At 68.4% G+C, this 19,362-nt stretch carries 9 protein-coding genes; 4 read left to right on the top strand and 5 right to left on the bottom strand.

Translation table 11 applies throughout. From position 1 onward, the window contains the following. The first annotated feature begins 719 nt into the window (after positions 1–719). The 3 genes from ACZ6TV_RS45175 to ACZ6TV_RS45165 all read left to right on the top strand — a co-directional run bounded on the left by ACZ6TV_RS45175 (position 720) and on the right by ACZ6TV_RS45165 (position 13,103). Complete coding sequence (locus ACZ6TV_RS45175) at positions 720–5,393, top strand: FG-GAP-like repeat-containing protein (protein WP_465305965.1); 4,674 nt, start codon at positions 720–722, stop codon at positions 5,391–5,393. Between the two features lie 223 nt (positions 5,394–5,616). Further along, positions 5,617–12,441: a polymorphic toxin-type HINT domain-containing protein gene (locus tag ACZ6TV_RS45170; protein ID WP_465305963.1), complete on the top strand. Its 6,825-nt coding sequence runs from the start codon at positions 5,617–5,619 to the stop codon at positions 12,439–12,441. Next, positions 12,429–13,103 carry a hypothetical protein gene (locus ACZ6TV_RS45165; protein ID WP_465305961.1) on the top strand — a complete coding sequence of 225 codons (675 nt, stop codon included), beginning with the start codon at positions 12,429–12,431 and terminating at the stop codon, positions 13,101–13,103. The genes ACZ6TV_RS45170 and ACZ6TV_RS45165 overlap by 13 nt, the downstream gene beginning before the upstream one ends. A gap of 639 nt (positions 13,104–13,742) precedes the next feature. Here the strand turns inward: ACZ6TV_RS45165 and ACZ6TV_RS45160 are convergent. From ACZ6TV_RS45160 to ACZ6TV_RS45140, 5 genes are all read right to left on the bottom strand, one after another. Further along, positions 13,743–15,263, bottom strand: a complete 1,521-nt coding sequence (locus ACZ6TV_RS45160) for a hypothetical protein (RefSeq protein WP_465305959.1) — start codon at positions 15,261–15,263, stop codon at positions 13,743–13,745. Beyond that, positions 15,155–15,601, bottom strand: coding sequence for a SigE family RNA polymerase sigma factor (locus ACZ6TV_RS45155; protein WP_465305957.1), 447 nt, complete (start codon positions 15,599–15,601; stop codon positions 15,155–15,157). Before ACZ6TV_RS45155 ends, ACZ6TV_RS45160 begins: the two co-directional genes overlap by 109 nt. 42 nt (positions 15,602–15,643) lie before the next feature. After that, positions 15,644–16,516 (bottom strand): M23 family metallopeptidase, encoded by an 873-nt coding sequence (locus ACZ6TV_RS45150; protein WP_465305955.1) that lies wholly within the window; start codon positions 16,514–16,516, stop codon positions 15,644–15,646. A gap of 68 nt (positions 16,517–16,584) precedes the next feature. Then, positions 16,585–17,319: a dienelactone hydrolase family protein gene (locus tag ACZ6TV_RS45145; protein WP_465305953.1), complete on the bottom strand. Its 735-nt coding sequence runs from the start codon at positions 17,317–17,319 to the stop codon at positions 16,585–16,587. Positions 17,320–17,391: 72 nt separating this feature from the next. Next, the gene (locus ACZ6TV_RS45140) at positions 17,392–18,756 is read right to left on the bottom strand and encodes a serine/threonine-protein kinase (RefSeq protein ID WP_465305951.1); all 1,365 of its coding nucleotides are present in this window, start codon (positions 18,754–18,756) and stop codon (positions 17,392–17,394) included. Positions 18,757–18,798: 42 nt separating this feature from the next. Between ACZ6TV_RS45140 and ACZ6TV_RS45135 the strand changes: the two genes are divergently transcribed. Further along, positions 18,799–19,347 carry an RNA polymerase sigma factor gene (locus tag ACZ6TV_RS45135; RefSeq protein WP_465305949.1) on the top strand — a complete coding sequence of 183 codons (549 nt, stop codon included), beginning with the start codon at positions 18,799–18,801 and terminating at the stop codon, positions 19,345–19,347. The last annotated feature ends 15 nt before the right edge of the window (positions 19,348–19,362 follow it).

Below are 19,362 nucleotides of genomic sequence, written 5' to 3'. Positions count from 1 at the left end.
TAGATGCCTCAAGAACCTCTATCTTTCCAGCTCGCGGGGGCATTGTCGCGTCCGAGATGCCTCCGCCACATCAATCTCATCGGTGGATCAGGGCTCAGGTGCAGGTCACCGACCGACCGTACGCATCAACCCACCACCGCCCGCGCGACCTGCGGCAGAAGCGGATGTCGTCGGCGGCCGACCTGTGAGCGTCCTCTGCGGAGACGCAGCGGTTCGGTTCCTGACGGAAGACCGGATGGGCCCGCAGGAACTGATGGCTCGCCTCGTGCTTCGGTCGGTCGGCATCTATAAGGCGACTTCGGCGAGGTGCGGCACATGAGCGCTACCTCGCGCGGCATATTCATTATTGCAGGATAGATCTGCGCCTGTATCTTGCGAGTCATACAATGGCAATGGTCTAGTTTTACTGTACGGTTGCCTTGAGACCTGGATCACATGAGGTATCGAGAATGTCCGTTCGGGCATGAATCGGACAACTCGGCAATCAGCGGCTCTTGACGATCTTCCATTCGTAAATGAGGCTCTCTTCGTCGCGGGGGCGAGACGGACTCGCATTTGGCGTGGAGGCGGCTCGCATGCGGTGGTTTTCTGTTGGCAGTACACGTCGGTTGTCCGCATTGGCAGTGGTGACACTCCTGTGTGCTGGCTTGTCGGCCGGTCGCGTGGCGGCTGCCCCACCCCCTGAGGTTCTGGACTCGGCACCGACTACGTCGGCCGCCGTGACGCAGGAGCAGGCGTTGGCGAAGGCGCGGGCGACCGGCAAGGCGGTGCCCGTCGACGGCGCGACTACCCCAACGTCGACGGTGTCTGCGAACCCGAATGGTTCCCTCACGCTGACGTCGTCGGCGGCACCGGTCCGCAAGCGCGTCGGTCAGGAGTGGCTCGCCCTCGACCCGGTCCTTCGGCTGACGTCCGACGGCACGGTCGTGCCGGGCGTGACCACCAGTTCAGTCGTACTGTCCGACGGCGGCGCCGGTCCGCTCGCGGTCCTGGACAACGGCGGCCGACGCATGAGCCTGCAGGTGCCAATGGCACTGCCTCGGCCGGCGCTGTCCGGCGCGACGGCAACCTACACCGATGTAATGCCGGGCGTAGACCTGCAGGTCACTGTGGACGAGCAGGGCGGCTTCGGTCAGGTGTTCGTCGTGCGGAACGCGGCCGCGGCCGCAGCGCTGGCGACGGTGCGGATAGCATTGCAGACCGATGGGCTCACCGTCCGTGCTGACTCGGCGGGAAACCTGTCCGCCGTGGATCGCAGCGGCAATGCGGCCTTCACCGCGCCGACCCCGATGATGTGGGACTCGGCTGTCGCGGCTGCTGCCACGAAGTCGGCAGAGAGCGGTGCGCCACCCTCCGGCTCGGCCACCGCACAGTCCGGGGTCTCAACGAGTGTGACCGCCGCTGCCGGTGCCTCACCGAGCGTGAGTGCCCAGTCCGAGGCCCCGCCGAGCGCTCAGGCTACGGCGCCGGCCAGCGCCGAGCCGAGCACTCAGCCCGTTCCGCAGGGCCAGGGCGACGTCGATCCGCTAACGCGCCGCCCAGCGGTTTCCAACTCGCGCGGTCCTGGTAAGGCGGCGCGGATCGCGGCGCTCGGAGTGAAGGTCAGTGCCGCTGACATCGTCCTCACGCCGGACCCAGCGGTTCTCGCCACGGCAGATCTCGTGTACCCGCTGTACTACGACCCGGTTTGGACGCCGGTCAATGTGTCAAAGTCGGCATGGGCGACGGTTCCGAAGCAGTTCCATGGCTCGAACTACTACAACAAGACGCCTGACCCGACTGGTCACATGCAGGTCGGCAATTCCGGTAGCGGCGGCATCTGGTCCCACACACTTATCAACTTCGGTATCCCGTCAGTGTTGAGCGGGGCGACGATCGCCAGTGCGAGTCTGACGATGACCGAGGTGTACTCGTTCTCCTGCGCTGCCAGCGAGATCGACGTGTTCGCCCCGGCGACGACGTTGACGAGCGCGAACGCGACCTGGGACTCATGGTCGTCGGTGAACCTGGGCGCGAAGGTCGACGGCCCTGTCACCGCGCACGGCTATAACAGCGGCTGCCCCGCAGCCAGCGTCGGGTTCAACGTGCTGCCGGTGGTCAACAGTGCCGTGGCCGCGCACAAGGGCACGCAGACGTTTGTGTTCACCGCGGTCAACGAGGCCTCGAACACCAACGGGTACAAGGAGTTCGACGCAGGAACACCCCAGCTGAGCATCACCTACAACCATCCGCCGGCCACGCCGTCGGGTCTGACCACATCGCCGAGCACCGACTGCACTGCGGCGACACCCACCGCTGTCGGTGACGGCAACGTCAGCCTCTACGCGCCCGTGTCGGACCCGAACGGCGGCACGCTCGGCGTCGCGTTCCAGCTGTGGAAGGCCTCAACGCCCGGAACGTTTCTGGCATCGTCGGACCCGAACGTCCTGACGTATCCGTCTGGTCACACGGCAGTGCTGGTGGTGCCGGAGACTGTACTCAAGGCGGCGGCCGGCACTCCCGCGACAGCGACAACGTTCGCCTGGCATGTGCAGACCACCGACGGCATCGTCTCCAGCAGTTGGTCGGCGACATGCTCGTTCGTGTTCGACCCAACACGTCCCGGAGCGCCGGTTCTGACGACGACCGGCAGCAGCACGATCGGCCAGCCAACCTCCATCGGCATCACCGGCGACGCGGGTAGTTCGACTCCCGCCACCTACACGTACCAGATCAACGGGCTGCCACCGGTCACCGTCACGGCCACGAACGGCAACGCGACGGTCTCGTTGACGCCGACCCGGTTCACCAACACTGTCGCCGTCACGGCAGCCTCGGCCGGCGGGAACTTTGGTGATACCGCGACGCTGACGTTCAACGCCGCCCCAGCGGCGACCCAGGCCGACCACGACTTCGACGGCGACGGCAACGCCGACCTCACGTCAGTCGGTGTCGGCGGCACGGGTATGCCCGCAGGACTGTGGCTTGCCCGCGGCTCGTCGAGCAGTCCGCTACAGACGATCGCTGCCGACATCGGTGTCAACGGCACCGCGTCGTTTGCCGTTGCCGGCCCCGCCGCCTACAACGGCACCCAGGTCGTCTCGGGCCGGTTCACCGGCAGCGGCCTGCAGGACGTCTTCGTCTATTACCCGACCGGCGCCAACGCCGGCAACGCCGTCATCATCAACGGCAACGGCGACGGCAGCACCCTCCAGCCAGCCTACGCGGCGACCGTCGTATACGCAGGCACGATCACCGACATGGCGGGCGGGTACCCGACGCAGTTGGTCAATGCCGGAAATGCCGCCGGGCACAACCTCGCCTACCCGGACCTACTCGGGGTCAGCAGCGACGGCAGCAGTCTGAACTATTTTCCCAACACGAACCTCACCGGCGGGTACTTCATGACGTACGGGCTGAGCACCCTGACGCCGACCGGGGGTACGGACTGGGGGAACTGGACTCTGGCGACCAGCCAGACCGCGAGTGGTACGACGAATATGTTCCTGTGGAACAAGACCACTGGTGGGTTGTACTTCTGGACCGGAGTGACCGCTGACCCGGACACTGGGACACTGAGCTACACCGCGCACACCATTGCGGCGATTGGCTGGAACACCGGGGCTGTGCTGTCGCTGCAGGCGATGGATGTCAATCACGACGGCATCACCGATCTGCGCACCGTTGCGGGCATGACCGCGAAGACGTACGTCACGAGCAACGTCACCGGCACCAACGCGACGCTCACCGCGCAGAGCCCGCAGACGCTGTCCACTGCCACCCACCAGTGGACCCTCGCGACCGGCACCACCGGCGCCGCCACGACCGCACCGGACGCGATCGGCACCGCGACGCTGACCGGCGCAGGTGCCGCCGCCTGGCATACCGGGGACCTGTTCAGCCCCGATGTCATGCTCAACGTCGACGCCAACGGCGCACCGATCACCTCACCGAACGGTGCGCTGCTCTCCAACGGCCGGCTCATCGACACCAGCGCGTCTTTCTCGATCTCCGCCTGGGCAAAGCCCGTCGCCGCCAGCGGCGTGGTGCTCTCCGAGGACGGCGCACACACGTCGCGGTTCTTCCTGCGCCTGGAACCGACCGACAAGACGTGGCGGTTCGAGATGGCGACCGCGGACACCACCGGCTGGTCCTTCGACCAGGCCCGCGCCGTGCAACCGGCACAACTGGGCGTGTGGACGCACCTGGAGGCGGGTTTCGACGCCGCCACCGGCATCATGGCGCTGTACGTCAACGGCACCCTCGCTGCCACCGCTCACCACTACCCGCCAGTCACATGGCCCGCTACCGGCAACCTCGTCATCGGCGCCCAGCTCAACAGCGACACCAGGACCGGGTGGTTCGCCGGCCAGATCGCCGACGTGCAGACGTTCGCCGACAACCACCTCGTCAGCGGCGCGATGACCCCGCGCCCGGCGTTGCCGGCCGCGGCGGGAAACATCGTCGACCTCGACGGTGACCTGCTCCCCGACCTGCTTTACCTGGACACGTCGGGCGGCAGCATGTACGTCAGCCTCGGCAGCACCAGCGGCGGTACACCCAGCCGCCAGGTCGCCACCGGATTGTCGTCCGGCTGGGGCACGGTCAGTCTCTTCACCCTCGCCGACTGGGACGGCGACGGAAAGGTCGACGTCCTGGGCAAGAACGGCGCCAACGACCTACTGGTCTGGCGCAACATCAGTACCCCCGGGACCGTATCCCTCGCCGCGTACGTCGTGCTCGGTAGCGACTGGTCCACCGTGACACGGCTGGTCACTGGCGACTTCAACGGCGACAAGAAGATCGATATCGCCGGCTGGAGCAACGACGGCTACACCTTGTACATCGTCCCGAACACCAGCAGCATCGGCAGCCCGAGCCGCGGCACCCGGGTCGCCGCCGACGTCGGCTGGACCACCATCACAAGCACCTGGGCGGCCGACCTCGACAACGACGGCATCACCGACCTCATCGGCCGCAACACCACCGAAGGCTTCGCTTACCGGGTCACTTACACCGGCGGCTCGTACCACATCGCCCCACGCGTGTCCCTCGGCACCGAGTGGGGCGGCTACGGCCGCATCATCACCGGCGACTTCGACGGTGACGGGCGCATCGACGTAGCCGCGTTCTCCAACCCCAACGGTGACAAGCTCACGCTCATCCCGAATACCACCGTCGAGCATGTCCTGAGCCGTGGACCGTCCTACGACGTCGGCCTCGGCTGGGCATCCGTCACCACCGTCTTCACCAGCGACTACGACCTCGACGGCTACACCGACCTCATCGGCCGTTCCGGCGACATGCTCTATGCCTGGCGCAACGTCTCCGCCGGCAACGGCTTCCAAGTCGCACCACTGACCTCCCTCAGCGGCGGCTGGACCCCGGTCGGCGTCTTCGCCCAACGGCGCTGAAGTTCGATATGTCGCTCCTTCGTAGTACGCCCGCTCTCGGCACTCGGACTTTGGACGGACGGTAGGTATGAGGACCTCTGATGGACGCCAGCGAGGCCGCGACCGGGCGGCTGTCGTCGCCGCAGTCTTGGTTGCATCGTTCTTGCAGCCAGTGCCAACGCCAGCCTGGGCACTGCCGCCCCGACAAGCGCCAGCCATTCCCGTGGGTCCGGCGGTGCACAACGTGACCAAAGCGCCGACCAGTTTCGCGCCGCCCAAGGACACCTCTACGCCCTTCCGCGCCACAGCCACTGCCTGGCCCGCCGCTGCAACGGCGGATGTTGCAATGACAGTGCCCACGGGCGGGGCCAAGCAAGCCCAAGCTGTACAGGCCGGAACGCTCCCGGTCATGGTCGGACCGATCGTTGAAGCTGACGGCAGCTATGCCGGCCCGCGGCAGCTGGAAGTCCGCGTCCACGATCAGAAGACGGCCGACGCCGCTGGCATCAACGGGGTACTTCTGTCACTAACACCGCAGCAGAACGGTCGAGGCGACGTCCGGGTCAGTCTCGACTACACCGCGTTCGCGCAAGCCTTCGGGGGCAACTACGACAGCCGGCTACAACTGGTGCAACTGCCGGCATGTGCACTCACCTCGCCGCATCTAGCGGAGTGCCGTACAGCGACACCGTTGCGCTCCTCGAATGAACCGAAGGCAAAACGGCTGGCCGCAACCGTGACGCTGGCCGGCACCTCTGCCGTATCCACGTCGCCGAGCTTGATGTCTGCCTCCGCCGCGGAGGGCGTGCAGCCGATGGTGCTGGCGGCGTCAGCGAGCAGCGACCCGGGCCAGGAGGGCGGGGCAGCGGGCAGCTACGCCGCGACCGGGTTGAAGCCGTCCGGCAGCTGGACCGCGGGGTCGAGCACCGGCGCGTTCACCTACAGCAACCCGATCGTCGTGCCGCCGGCAGCGTCCAAACTGGTGCCGAGCCTGGCGCTGTCGTACAACTCCAGCACCGTCGACGGACAGACCTCGGCGACGGGAGCGCAGTCGTCCTGGGTTGGTGACGGCTGGTCCACGCCCGACTCCTACATCGAGCAGACCTTCGTCTCGTGCGCCGACAAGCCGGAGGGCTCTGCGCCCCCGGTCGTCACGTCGGACACCTGTTATGCGGGGCCGATCCTGACGATGTCGCTGGGCGGCTCCTCGAGCTCGCTGGTCTGGGACGCAGCAAAGTCGGTCTGGAAACCGCAGGGCGACAACGGCGAGGTCATCACCCAGGTGACCGGCTCCAGTAACGGCACCGGCACCTACAACACCGACTACTGGACCGTCACCACCCGCGATGGTACGCAGTACTCCTTCGGCCGCAACCACCTCCCGGGCTGGGTGAGCGGCAAGCCGGCGACGAACTCCGTGGACTACGAACCGGTCTACTCCGCGCACCCCAAGGACGCAACGCACCTCGACCCCTGCTATAACGCGACCTACTCCCTGTCGTTCTGCACGATGGCGTACAAGTGGCATCTCGACTACGTCGTGGACGTGCACGGCAATGCCATGTCGTATTTCTACAAGCAGGACATCAATTACTACGGCCGGTACAACGGCACGACGAACACCGCCTACATCCGCGACAGCTCCCTGGATCACATCGACTACGGCTTCACCGACGGGAACGCCTACGCCACACCGCCGAACATGGTGGTGTTCAACCCCGGGCCGCGTTGCCTGTCCGGCAGTTGTGCGCTCACCACCGCCAACGCGGCGAACTGGCCCGACGTGCCGGTCGACCTGATCTGCGCCAGCGGCAGTACCTGCACCACCAGGTCGCCGTCGATGTTCTCGACCGTGCGGCTGACCTCGATCGTCACCCAGCAGTACGTCACCGCGGCCGCGCAGTACAAGCCGGTGGACACCTATGCGCTCACCCAGACGCTGCCCGCCCCGCACGACCTGACCTCGCCCGCGCTGTGGCTGTCGTCGGTCGCTCGCACCGGCTCGGCCCCCAACGCCTCGCCGGCCACGGCGATCACGCTGCCGGCGGTGACCTTCACCCCGACCCAGTCCATGCCCAACCGGGTGAGCACTGCGGACTTCCCCGAGCTCGACCGGTTCCGGATCAGCAGCGTCACCACCGAAACCGGCGCGGTGATCACCGCCTCCTACACGCTCGTCAACCCGTGCACCGCCCCGGTGACCATCGACCCGGCCACCAACACCTCCTCGTGCTACCCGGTCTACTGGACACCACAGGGTTACAGCAATCCGTACCGGGACTGGTTCAACAAGTACGTCGTCAACAAGGTCACGGTCACCGACCCGACCGGCAAGGCACCAGCGACGACCACGAGCTACCAGTTCGGCGGCGGGGCCGCGTGGCACTACGACGACAACGAGGTCGTGCAGGCGAAATACCGGACCTACGGTCAGTTCCGTGGCTACGGCTCCGTCAAGACGTTCGTCGGCGACCTCACCAACGATCCGCGTACGCAGACGGAGAACACCTACTACCGCGGCATGTCGAACAACAACAACACCACGGCGGTGACCCTGACCGACTCCGCCGGTGGCCAGCACGACGACGCCAACGCCCTGGCCGGAAACGTCCTGGAGACCACCAGCTACCTCGGTGAGAACGGTGGCGTCGATTCCTCCACCATCACCTCATACTGGATCTCCGCGGCGACCGCCACCCGCAGCCGCACCGGGCTGCAACCGCTGACCGCCAACTGGGTCGCGCCCGTGGAGACGTTCACCCGGCAGGCACTGACGTCGACCGGTAGCACCGTCTGGCGGTACACCGAGGACGACACCACCTACGACGCGACCATCACGGACGCGAACTTCGGCCTGCCTACCGCGAGCTACAGCCACACCGTCCCGGCCGACCCGGCGTACGACAACTGCACCACTACCACCTACGCGGCAGCGAACACCACCAAGAATCTCGTCGGTCTGGTCGCCCGCGTCGAGACCGACAGCGTCGCCTGCAACCACTTCACCCAGGGCAGCCCGCCATCAGTACCGGCGTCGATCAACACCCTCACCGCGCCCGCCTCGGTGAGCCGACCAGCTCAGGTCGTCAGCGACACTCTGACGTTCTTCGACGACCAGACCAACTTCGCCACCACGTTCCCGCAGACCGGCGTGCCCACCAAGGGCGACGTCACTATGGTCCGGCAGGCGGTCGACGCATCCACATACCAGACGAGGGCCCGAGGCGCGTTCGACAGCTACGGCCGCCCGGTCACCGCCTGGGACGCCAACGACCACAACACCACGACCACATACACAATGTCCGCCGGGCTGTTGATCGGCTCGATGACCACCAACGCCCTCAACCAGTCCGTCACGTCCACCATCGATCCGGTCCGCGGGGCAACGCTGACCGTCACCGACCCCAACGCGGTGGTGACCACCCAGACCTTCGACACGCTCGGCCGGGCCAGCGCCGTGTGGACCAACTCCCGCTCCACGAGCCTGCCGGCGACCTACACCTACAGCTACGTGGTGTCCAACACCGGCACCACCGCGGCCACGACCAACCGGCTGCTCGAAGGCGGCACCTACGTGTCGTCCGTGGTCATCTACGACGCGCAGCTACGCACGCGCCAGACCCAGACCAGCGCCGCGTTCGGCACCGGCCGCGTCATCACCGACACCTTCTACGACTCCCGCGGCTGGACCCGGGCGACCTACAACAACTGGTGGGACCCAGCGAACGCTCCCGGCCCCGCCATCGCCTCGGCCACCGACCTGAACGTCATGGTCACCAACCAGGACCAGCTCACCTACGACGGCCTGGGTCGAGTCATTGTCGGCACCAAACTCAACAAGGGCGTCGTAGTCTCCAGCACCACCACGGTCCGCAACGGAGACCAGACCACGGTCATCCCGCCCACCGGCGGCATCGTCCAGCGAACCCTCACCGACAAGGCTGGCCGCAACGTCGAGATCGACCAGTACACCGCCGCACCGACCCTGCACACCCCAACCAACCCGTTCACCGGCATCTGGACGGTCACCGGCGGCACCACCAACGCGATCACCTACGGCTACGACAACCGCAATCACCAGAACAGCACCAAAGACGCTGCGGGCAACACATGGACGTCGACCTTCAACCTCCTCGGCCAGCGCAGCAGCAGCACCGACCCCGACGCCGGCCCGCAGAGCATGGAATATGACAAGAACAGCAACCTGACGCAGATCACCGACGGACGCACGAAGACGATCTCCTACACCTACGACGCGCTCAACCGGAAGACCGCCCAGTACGACGGGCCGTCCAGCGGCCAGACCGCCGCCAACAAGACGGCCGCCTGGTACTACGACAACTCCAACAACGTCCTCGGCGTCACCCACGCGATCGGCAAGCTCACGACGTCCATCGGTTACGTGAACGGCGTCGCGTACATCACCTCGCAACAGAAAGACTTCAACAACTTCGGCGAATCAACGGGCCTCACCGTCACTGTGTCCAGCAGCGAAGGCGTGCTCGGCGGTGACTACGTCTACAGCCACATCTACACGACCAACCTCGGCCTGCCGCTCAAGGACATCTACCCGGGGCGCAACGGGCTGCCCGCCGAGACCGTGCTGCACACCTACACGGCTGGCGGCCTGCCGAACGGGCTCGGCGGGCTGACCGGCTACGCCGCCAGCACCACGTACGACGCGTGGGGCCGCCCCACCCAGGGAGCCCTCGGCGCCAGCCCGAACCTGTCATACCTCACCAACACCTACGACGAACACTCCGGACGGCTCACCAACCAGCTGATCAGCAGGCAGGCCGGTACACCCGCCAACATCGATAACGAGGCCTACACCTACGACCTGGCCGGCAACCTCACCAGACAAACCGGTACCCGGCTCGGCGCCAGTACGCCCACAGAAACCCAGTGCTTCACCTACGACAACCTCGACCGGCTCACCAACGCGTGGACCGCCACCGACAACTGCGCCACCACGCCGACCCCGACGAACCGCAGCATGGTCGGCGACAGTCTCGGCACGCTCAGCAGCTACTGGACCGCCTGGACCGTCGACACCATCGGCCGGCGCGCCCATCAGACGCAGTACGGCGCCGTAGCTGCCGGTGACGTCAACACGGACTACACCTACCTCGCCAGCCAGCCGCACACGCTAAGGGGCACTACGACCACTGGCGCCGCAACCGGGAGCACCTCCTACGGTTACGACGCTGCCGGCAACACCGTCACCCGCAACGCCGCCCAGGGAAACCAGACCCTGACCTGGAACGACGCCGGAAAACTCACCGGCGTCACCGGCGGGACCGCCGGCCCGAGCAAGTATGTGTACGACCCAGACGGCGACCTGCTGCTGCAGAAGGACCCTGGCTCAACCGTCCTGTACCTTCCGGGCCAGCAGCTGACCCTGGACACCGGCACGGGTACCGTCACCGGCACCCGCTACTACCAACTCCCCGGCGGCGGCGTCGCGGTCCGCACCGGCACCCCCAGCACCTCGGTCACGTTCCAGCTCAGCGACATGCACGGCACCCCGACCGTCTACCTCAACTACACCGCGCAAACCCCTTCCTGGCGGCAGAGCACCCCGTACGGCGGCCCACGCGGCACAGCCGCCGCAGCGCCCGACAACCACGGCTTCCTCAACAGGCCGACCGACGTATCCACCGGACTGACCGCTGTCGGGGCGCGTCACTACGACCCCGTCATCGGTAGCTTCGTGAGCGTCGACGAGGCGCTGGACACCTCCGACCCGCAACAACTCGGCGGTTACGCATACGCCTCGAACAACCCGATCACCCACAGCGACCCGACCGGTTTGTGGACCGACCACGCGGCCGAGGACAGCCCCGCCTACCACCCGAACTGCAATAACAACCCGAAGCGCAAGTCCTGCTACGTCGGCTGGTACACCGCGACGACCGCGAGCAACAACGGCTGCGGGAAGTACGTCAGCTGCAAGCCGAAGGTCACTAAACACATCTGCCTCGTCGGATTCCCATGCAGTGCCGACAACAGGTCACCGCTGCACAACCCGGGAGGCGGGCTCTGCTGCCACCCGGCCGCATCGACCATCGACTGCTCTGCGGACAAGCTCGACTGCGCGATCGACGCGGGCATGCAGTTCCTGGTGTTGTTCGAGGTCGTCATCTTCGTCCCGATCGACATCGCCCTGCTCATCGCCCCACCGGCCGAGGCGGCCGCGGACTACGCCGAGGTCGCGATCATCGCAGGGGAGGAGGAGGCCGCCGCGGCGGCAAGGGCCTCGAGGTGCTCGTCGTTCACCCCCGACACGCCCGTGTTGATGGCGGACGGCACATCGAAGCCCATTGTGGAGATCGCCGTCGGTGACGTCGTCGCCGCTGGGGACCCGAGCACCGGCGAGCACCCGTCCCGCGGCGTCACCCAGCTGCATGAGAACAGGGACACCGATCTCGCGGACCTGACCGTCGTCGACTCCGCCGGCGTGGTCGCTGTCTTGCACACCACGCAGAACCACCCGTTCTGGAGCGACTCGCGGCACGACTGGGTGAGTGCGGGCGAACTGCAACCAGATGAGGCGCTGCTCACGAACGACGGTGCCGCCGAGCACGTCGTCGCGGTCGCCAACTTCACGGGCACCGCCACGATGTACAACCTCACGGTCGACATCAGCCACACCTACTACGTGCTGGCCGGATCCGCGTTCGTGCTGGTGCACAACGCGCCCATTGGCATGTGCCCGAAAGACCCTACGATCGACCACGGCAAGCTGGCTACCTTCGCGATGAAGGAAGAAATGGAGGCCGAAGGATACGTCGACATCGTTTCCGAAGTGACGTTCCACACCATCGACGGAACGGAGTTCAGGGCCGACTTTGTTGCCCGGAAGCCCGGCGGTCAGTGGGAGGCCTTCGAGTCCAAAGGCAATAGTGGGGGATTTACTCCCGGCCAGGAAATTGGCTATCCGCAGCTTGAGACGATTGGTGCGGAGGTTCGTGGTGATAAACTAAAGCAGTATGGTGTCGAGTCGGGAACAATTCTTCGAATGCCGGTTCGGGCAGAACGGCGGTGGTGCCCAATATGCACGCCCTGAGAAGTGAAGCGGTGAGCCGCATAGGTGCGGCACTCGTCGAGCGTGGCTGGCGGTGGTGGACGGATGTAGACGCCGAAACGCCGAGTTTGATGTTGATGAGGCCCAACCATATCGTCAACGGCATCAGCCTGGGGTCGCAGACCTTCTCGGACGGCAGCGTCGCGTTCAGTCCGACGCTGGGAGTGGCCCATGTGGAGGTGAGCAAACTCGCCGCCGCATTCGCTGGGTACCCATGGAGCGGTCCGGGAAGTTCCTCGTCTCTCGGTGCTAGTCTCTCAACGCAGCTCAAGGCGGCAGGGGTGTCCGGTTCCCCCTACGCTCGATGGACGGTTGAGACCCGATCGGACCTCGAGCGCGCGGTCGATGCCATAGTTTCCGACATCTCGGTTTACGGCATGCGGTTCCTGAACGGTTTCCGGCAGCTGGAGGACCTGATTACGTGGATGCGTGCCGACAAGGGATACCAGGTGCTCGTCGGTAACCTGGCAATTGCCCTGGCAGTGTCAGGGGCGATTGAGGAGGCGACCCGGACACTGCGGGACTACGAGGCGTTCACCGAGCAGATGCCTCCCGGGGTGATGCGTGACCGCACACGTTCGTTCGTGGATGCCTTCGCCGAGCATTTCGGGTATGGCGCGGATGCCGCCGGGCCGGCTATGTAGGATCGCGGCGTGTCATGCGATCTTGCCGTCTGGGAGAGCGATCGGCCATCGAACGACTTCACTGCGCGCGCGCAGATTTCAACCGCCTGTACGACCTGTACAGGGGGTCGGACAGTCCCGTGGCACCGGCGACCCGGGTCATCGCGTACGTGGACGCGTTGCTCGACAGATACCCGGATCTCTGCGCCGATGTCGGGTGGGACAGCCCCTGGGCCGCGGGGCCGCTCATCAAAGAGGCGCGGGGCCGCTGATCTACTTCGCGATGGTGTGGAGCCGCTGCGAGGAGACGTCGGAGTTCGCTGCTCGTTTGGCGGAAAGCGTACGGCTTGAACTGCTACGACCCGCAGTGGAACCAGCTGCGCACGCCGTTTCGCGAGTCGTGGAGCTTCGAGCTGACCTCCGAGCACGGGCGTCCGTTCCGAGACCCGGACGCCAACCTGGTCCGCAGGGTTCTGGGGCATCAGTCGCCGGGTAGCCGATACGCGGTGCTCACCAGAGCCGACGATGGTTCAGGGTCGGAGGTACCTGGTACCGGCCAGGGCGCTGGGCGAACACCCACGGCGATCACCTGACCCTGTGAACGTGGCGGGATCAGGAGTACCTCATGGGCGGGCCTCGATGCCATGTCGGCGGCTTCTCCTATCCCCGAGCAGCGGCGCGGCGCCGTCGCACCGCCCGAACGATCACGACGATGACGGCCGTCACGATCAGCACCGGTACCAGCAGGCACAGCGCCAACTGCGCGATCACCGACCAGCGGGCGGGCAGCACCGCAGGCTCCGTCACCGGACCGCCGAACCGCCCTTCGCGCAGCAGGTCCTGCGCGATGTCGACGGAGATGACGTCGGCCGGCGGGTCGAACACGACGCTTGTGGTGCCGTCCGGCCGCAGCGTCAGCACACGGACGTGGCGGGTGCCCCACGGGTCCGTTTCGTCCGGGCCCTGTGCGCCGTCCTCGTACTCGTATTGCACGACAACGAGGGCGTCGCCGTGCCAGCCGAGCGCACGTACCGCCGGACCGGTCACCGCCGGCAACGCTGGCCCCTCGTGGTCTGCGCCGCTGGCGGCGTCCAGATAGGTGACCTGCCACCGCCGGGCGACGAACTGGTCGTGGTCGCAGTCCTTCGTGCATCCGTCGATGCGCAGCAGCGCCACGGCGGTACCGTCCGGTGTGTACGCGCCCGCGCCGGCCAGCCGCCGCTGGCCGAGGTCGCGGGTCCACAGCCGGCCGGTGGCGTCGTAACCACGCAGCTCGGTGCCGTCGGCGGTGGGCCTCGTCGCGACGAACCCGCGTCCGTCCGGGGAGAACGCTGCCACCCATGCCGAGGCGGTGGGGTCGCGCGGGAACACGTCGTCGACCGGGAGCTGTGTGCCGCTGGCGAGGTCGACCAGGATGTATTGCGCTCGTGGGCGGTCGGTTGCTGGATCGATGTCGTTGTTGTCGCCGTGCAGTACCAGGACGGCGCCGCTGTCCGGCCGCCACGCCGCGACCTCGAAGCAGCAGGCCGGCGGCCCGTCGCCGTAGCCGCGGCTGCGACCGGTGCGCAGGTCGGTGACCACCAGCCACCCGGCTGCCGGACCGCCGGTCAGCATGCTCTGCGCGACGAGGTTGCCGTCCGGCGACAGCCGCACGTCCTGCCCGGCACGCAGTCCGTCGTTCGGATAGCGCAGCATGCGGTAAGCGCCGTTGCGGCCGACAACGGCGAGCTTGCCGCCCTCTTCCTCGAAGGGGTAGGGGTCGCTGCCCAACCCCAGACTGTCGCCGCCGAACAGCACCGTGGCGGGGCCGGGCGGCGCCATGCGGACTGTCGCCTGCCAGGGGTACGGAAGCTCGACGCTGCGTGGGACAACTGGACCGCCTTCGGCCGGCTGAGGCTCGGCATGCAGGCCGGGCATCACGGCTACGGCCGCACCGATCAGCGCCACCACAGCAACCGCGATGATCCTGCTCCGGTACCGCTGCCGTCTGCCGCGGCGCCACAGATCCTCGGGCAGCCGCGCAGGCGACATATGCTCTCCCAGCTCGCGCATCGTGTCACGCAACGGCACGGTCATGACGGCACCTCCGTCGGTTGGGCCAGGTCGGCCAGCTCCGGTGCTTTGACCCGCAACGCGGCCAGCGCATCGCGGGTCTGGCTCTTCACCGTCGACACCGAGCAACGCAACGCCTCAGCGGCGGCCACCTCAGTCAGATCCTCGAAGTACCGCAGCACCAGCACCGCCCGCTGCCGAGGGGTGAGCTTCGCCAGCGCGGCCTGAACCGCAAGCGCCGTGGCGACGGTGTCCGCGGCATCGGGCACGGGACGCTCCGGCGGACGCTCGGTGAGCTGCACAAGACGCCATCGTCGGCGCCACAACGAGACGTGTTGGCTCACCATGGCTCGGCGCACGTACGGATCGGGATCGCCGCCAGCACTCACCCGTTCCCAGTGCCGGGCGACCTTGATCAACGTGACCTGCACAAGGTCCTCCGCAGCGTGCCGATCTCCGCACAGCAAATACTGTCGTTCCGCGACGGGTGACCGCGGTCAGTGCTCAGCTCAGGCGACGGGGGCGCCGGCGGTGCGCATGAAGGGGACCGGGTCGATGGCGTTGAGGCGGGTGGCGGGGCGGCCGTAGTGGACCTCGAAGTGCAGGTGCGGGCCGGAGGAGTTGCCGGAGGTGCCGACGGAGCCGATCTGCTGCCCGGCGGTGACCTGCTGGCCGACGGTGACGAGGGGTTGGCGGACCATGTGGCAGTACCGGGTGACGACGTCGCCGGCGTGGTGGATCTCGACGTACCAGCCGCAGCCCTTGATGCTCGGTGAGCCGTCGACGTCGCAGGACGGGCCCGAGGTGTTGCACACGACGGTGATGACGGTGCCCGCGGCGGTGGCGAGGATGGGGGTCTCGCGGGTGGCCATGATGTCGATGCCGTCGTGGGTGGGGCGGGACACGGTGCGGAAGCCGCTGGTGCCCTTGCCCGGCACCGGCGCGACCCAGGTGCCGACGGGCACGGCGCCGGTCGGCGGCACGATCACCGACGGCGACACGGACGGCGAGACCGTCGGCGAGACCGACGGGGTGACCGAAGGCGCAGGGGCCGGGCACGCGGGAAGGGCCTTGCGCCGGGAGACGTAGGCGTCCGACACGTAGGCGCCGCTGGTGAGCCGGTCCCAGCGGTCGGTGGTGCGGACCCGGCCCTTGGTCCGGGTGCCCTGCACCGAGCAGACCAGCGCGAGCTTCGCCCCGTTGCGCAGCGTCCCGAGCGGGGCCGACGCGGCGGTCGGCCCCGAGCGCACGGTGAGCTTCACCTTGCCCGAGGAGACGGTGCCCGGCAGTGACGCGGGCGCCGCGAGCGCGGCCTGGCCGAGGGCCAGCAGTGTGGCGGTCGCGGCTACGGCCAGGCCGGACACGGTCAGTCGCCGTCGCATGCAGAACCGCCCTTCGAGGAGTCGCCAGGTCCTTCAAAGGCTGACCGCCGCCGGGTGCGGCGCGGTTGCTAACGGGCGGCGAAGAAGGAGATCGCCTCCGCCAGGGCCAGGTCCGTCAGCGCCGGGTCGTGCCGCGGGCCGACGTCGCGCATGAAGGCGTGCTCGCCACCGGCGTACACGTGCAGCTCCAGGTCGTGCAGGCCGGCGCCGTACAGGCCGGCCAGGATCGAGACGCGCGCGTCGGCGGGCACGTGCGGGTCCTGGGCGCCGAAGACGATCATGAGGCGGCCGTGGATGTCGGCGGCGCGGGCGAGGCTGCCGGCGTCCGGGTCCCGGCCGAGCGCGCCGTTGTGCAGGCCGGTCGGGTAGAAGCAGACGGTCGCCGCGACCCGCGGGTCGAACGCCGCCCGGAACGCGAGGTGCCCGCCGATGCAGAACCCGGTCGCGAAGAGCGCCGTCGTGTCGGCGCGCCGCTGCAGGTGGTCAAGGACCGCGACCCGGTCCGCGTCGAACTGGGCGGTCGTGGTCGCCGCCGCCCCCGCGAGGCCCGCCTGCTTGCCCGCGTCGTCGAACTCCAGCGCGACGCCCGCGAGGTCGCCGTGCGGGTAGATCTCGGGGACGCAGACGACGAACCCCGCCGAGGCGAGCCGGCGCGCGGTCCGCAGCGTCGACTCGGTCAGCTGGAAGATGTCGGTGTACAGCAGGACCCCGGGCAGCGGGCCGTCGCCGGCCGGGCGCAGCACGACCGAACGGATCGGCCCGTCCGGCGCCGGCACCTGCACCTCGTCCTCACGCAGTTTCATGGCACCGACATTACGGGCCCCGCGGATCCGCGGGCCCGCACCCGGTGGACAAGCCCCGCGCGACCGGCGCGGCTACGGGTATGCGGACAGCCGCAGCCCGGCCAGGACCTCGTCCGTCCGGTCCGCGGTGCCCACCTGCCGGATCTGCACGTAGACGCCGTAGCCGTGCCGTGGCACCGCGAACACCGCCTCGCTGTAGGAGACGCGTCCGGCGCACGACGTCCAGCGCCGGACCTGGACCGGCAGCCCCGCGGCGGTCGCGGCCCGGTCGGGCCGCCGCACGCAGGGGGCGGGGTGCTCGGGCAGCGCGGGCTCACCCGTGGTCAGGGTGGTGGCGGTGCCGACGAAGACCCCGGGCAGCGTGCCGGCCGGGTCGGCCCAGGTGGTGACGTCGGGTGCGACCACGAGGCCCGGCGCGTGCCCGGCGGTCAGCCGCAGCACCGCCGGGTCCCAGCCCGCGTCGCGCACCTGACCGGCCCAGGCCTGCGGCACGGCCACGGACACCACCCCGTCCGCGTCGCGCACCCGCACCCAGCCCGGCGGCGGGCCGCCCACGGCGGCGGAGCCGGCGAGGACCAGCGCGGCGGCGACCGTGACGGCTCCGGCGGCCGCCCGGCCGAGGGCCCGGCGGACCCCGTGCCGGCGGGTGCCCGGCCCCAGCGAGCCGGCCGCCCGCCGCAGCTCGGCGGCGAGCTCGGCGGCGGTCGCGAAGCGGCGGCGCGGGTCCGGGTGCAGCGCGCGCCGCACGATGTCGTCCACCGCGGACGGCACCCCCGGCCGCGTCCTGGACGGGCGGTCGCCGGCGGCCGGTGGCCGTCCGGTGAGCATGTGGTGCAGGGTCGCGCCGACGCCGAAGACGTCGGCCCGCACGTCCAGCCCGCCACCCGGCCTCGCCTGCTCGGGTGCCGCGTAGCCCGGCGTACCGGCGGCGATGGTGAAACCGGACGCGTTGGCGAGGGCCTTGGCCAGCCCGAGATCCGCGACGAGCACCCGGTCCCGCCCCGGCGCGGGCTGGAACAGCACGTTGGACGGCTTCAGGTCGCGGTGCAGGACCCCGGCCGCGTGCAGCTCCGCCACGGCACCCGCGATGTCGGCGGCCACGAGGAGTGCCTCGGCGACCGGCAGCGGCCCGTCGGTGAGGCGGTCGGCGAGGGTACCGCCGGCGGCGAACGGCATCACCAGATACGGCCGCCCGTCCGGCAGCTCACCGACGTCGAGGACCCGGACCAGCAGCGGCGAGTCGGCCCGCCGCATGATCCTGCCCTCCTCCTCGAAGCGGGCCCGCAGATCCGCGTGGTAGGTCCAGTTGTCCGCCAGCACCTTGATCGCCACCGAGGCGTCGAGCGCGTCGTCGGCGCCGAGCCACACGGTGGCGAACGCCCCTGCCCCGATCCTCCGCAGCACGCGATATCGACCGATGTATTCAGGGACTGGCACGACCGTATTATGAGCCACGCGAAACGGGGGACGGGGGACGGCGTGCCGGAAGACGATCATGACATCGAGGCGCTCGCGATCAGGGCGGCGGCCGGCGACGCGGCCGCGCTCGACGCGCTGCTGGCCCGGATCGAGCCGCGGGTCATGCGCCAGTGCCAGCGGATCCTGCCCTGCCGGCAGGACGCCGAGGAGGCCTGCCAGGACGCGCTGCTCCAGGTCGCCACGAAGGTGTCCACCTTCGACGGCCGGGCCCGCTTCGCCACCTGGTTGTATGCGGTCACGGCCAACTGCGCCCGGCAGACGTATCGCACGCTGAAGCGCCGCGCGGGCGAGCAGCCGACGCCGCAGCTGCCGCTGGACACCGCCGACCCGCGCACGACGAGCGTCATCGCCGGCTCCCGGCTGGACCTGCTCGACGCGCTGGAGCAGCTGGAGGCGCACCGGGCGGAGCTCGTCGCCCCGCTGGTCCTGCGCGACCTGTGCCAGCTGTCCTACGAGGAGATCGCCGGCCACCTGAACATCCCGGCCGGCACGCTGAAGTCCCGCATCCACGACGCCCGCCGCCACGTCCGCGCCTCACTGGACGGCTGACGGGCCGCTGGGCGC

This window comes from Dactylosporangium sp. NPDC051087, assembly GCF_055586325.1.
This window is presented reverse-complemented; position numbering and strand designations above follow the sequence as displayed.

Coding starts and splice junctions, on each gene's coding strand:
- ACZ6TV_RS45150 (WP_465305955.1), bottom strand. CDS start 16,516: ATGCGACGGCGACTGACCGTGTCCGGCCTGGCCGTAGCCGCGACCGCC.
- ACZ6TV_RS45165 (WP_465305961.1), top strand. CDS start 12,429: ATGCACGCCCTGAGAAGTGAAGCGGTGAGCCGCATAGGTGCGGCACTC.
- ACZ6TV_RS45145 (WP_465305953.1), bottom strand. CDS start 17,319: ATGAAACTGCGTGAGGACGAGGTGCAGGTGCCGGCGCCGGACGGGCCG.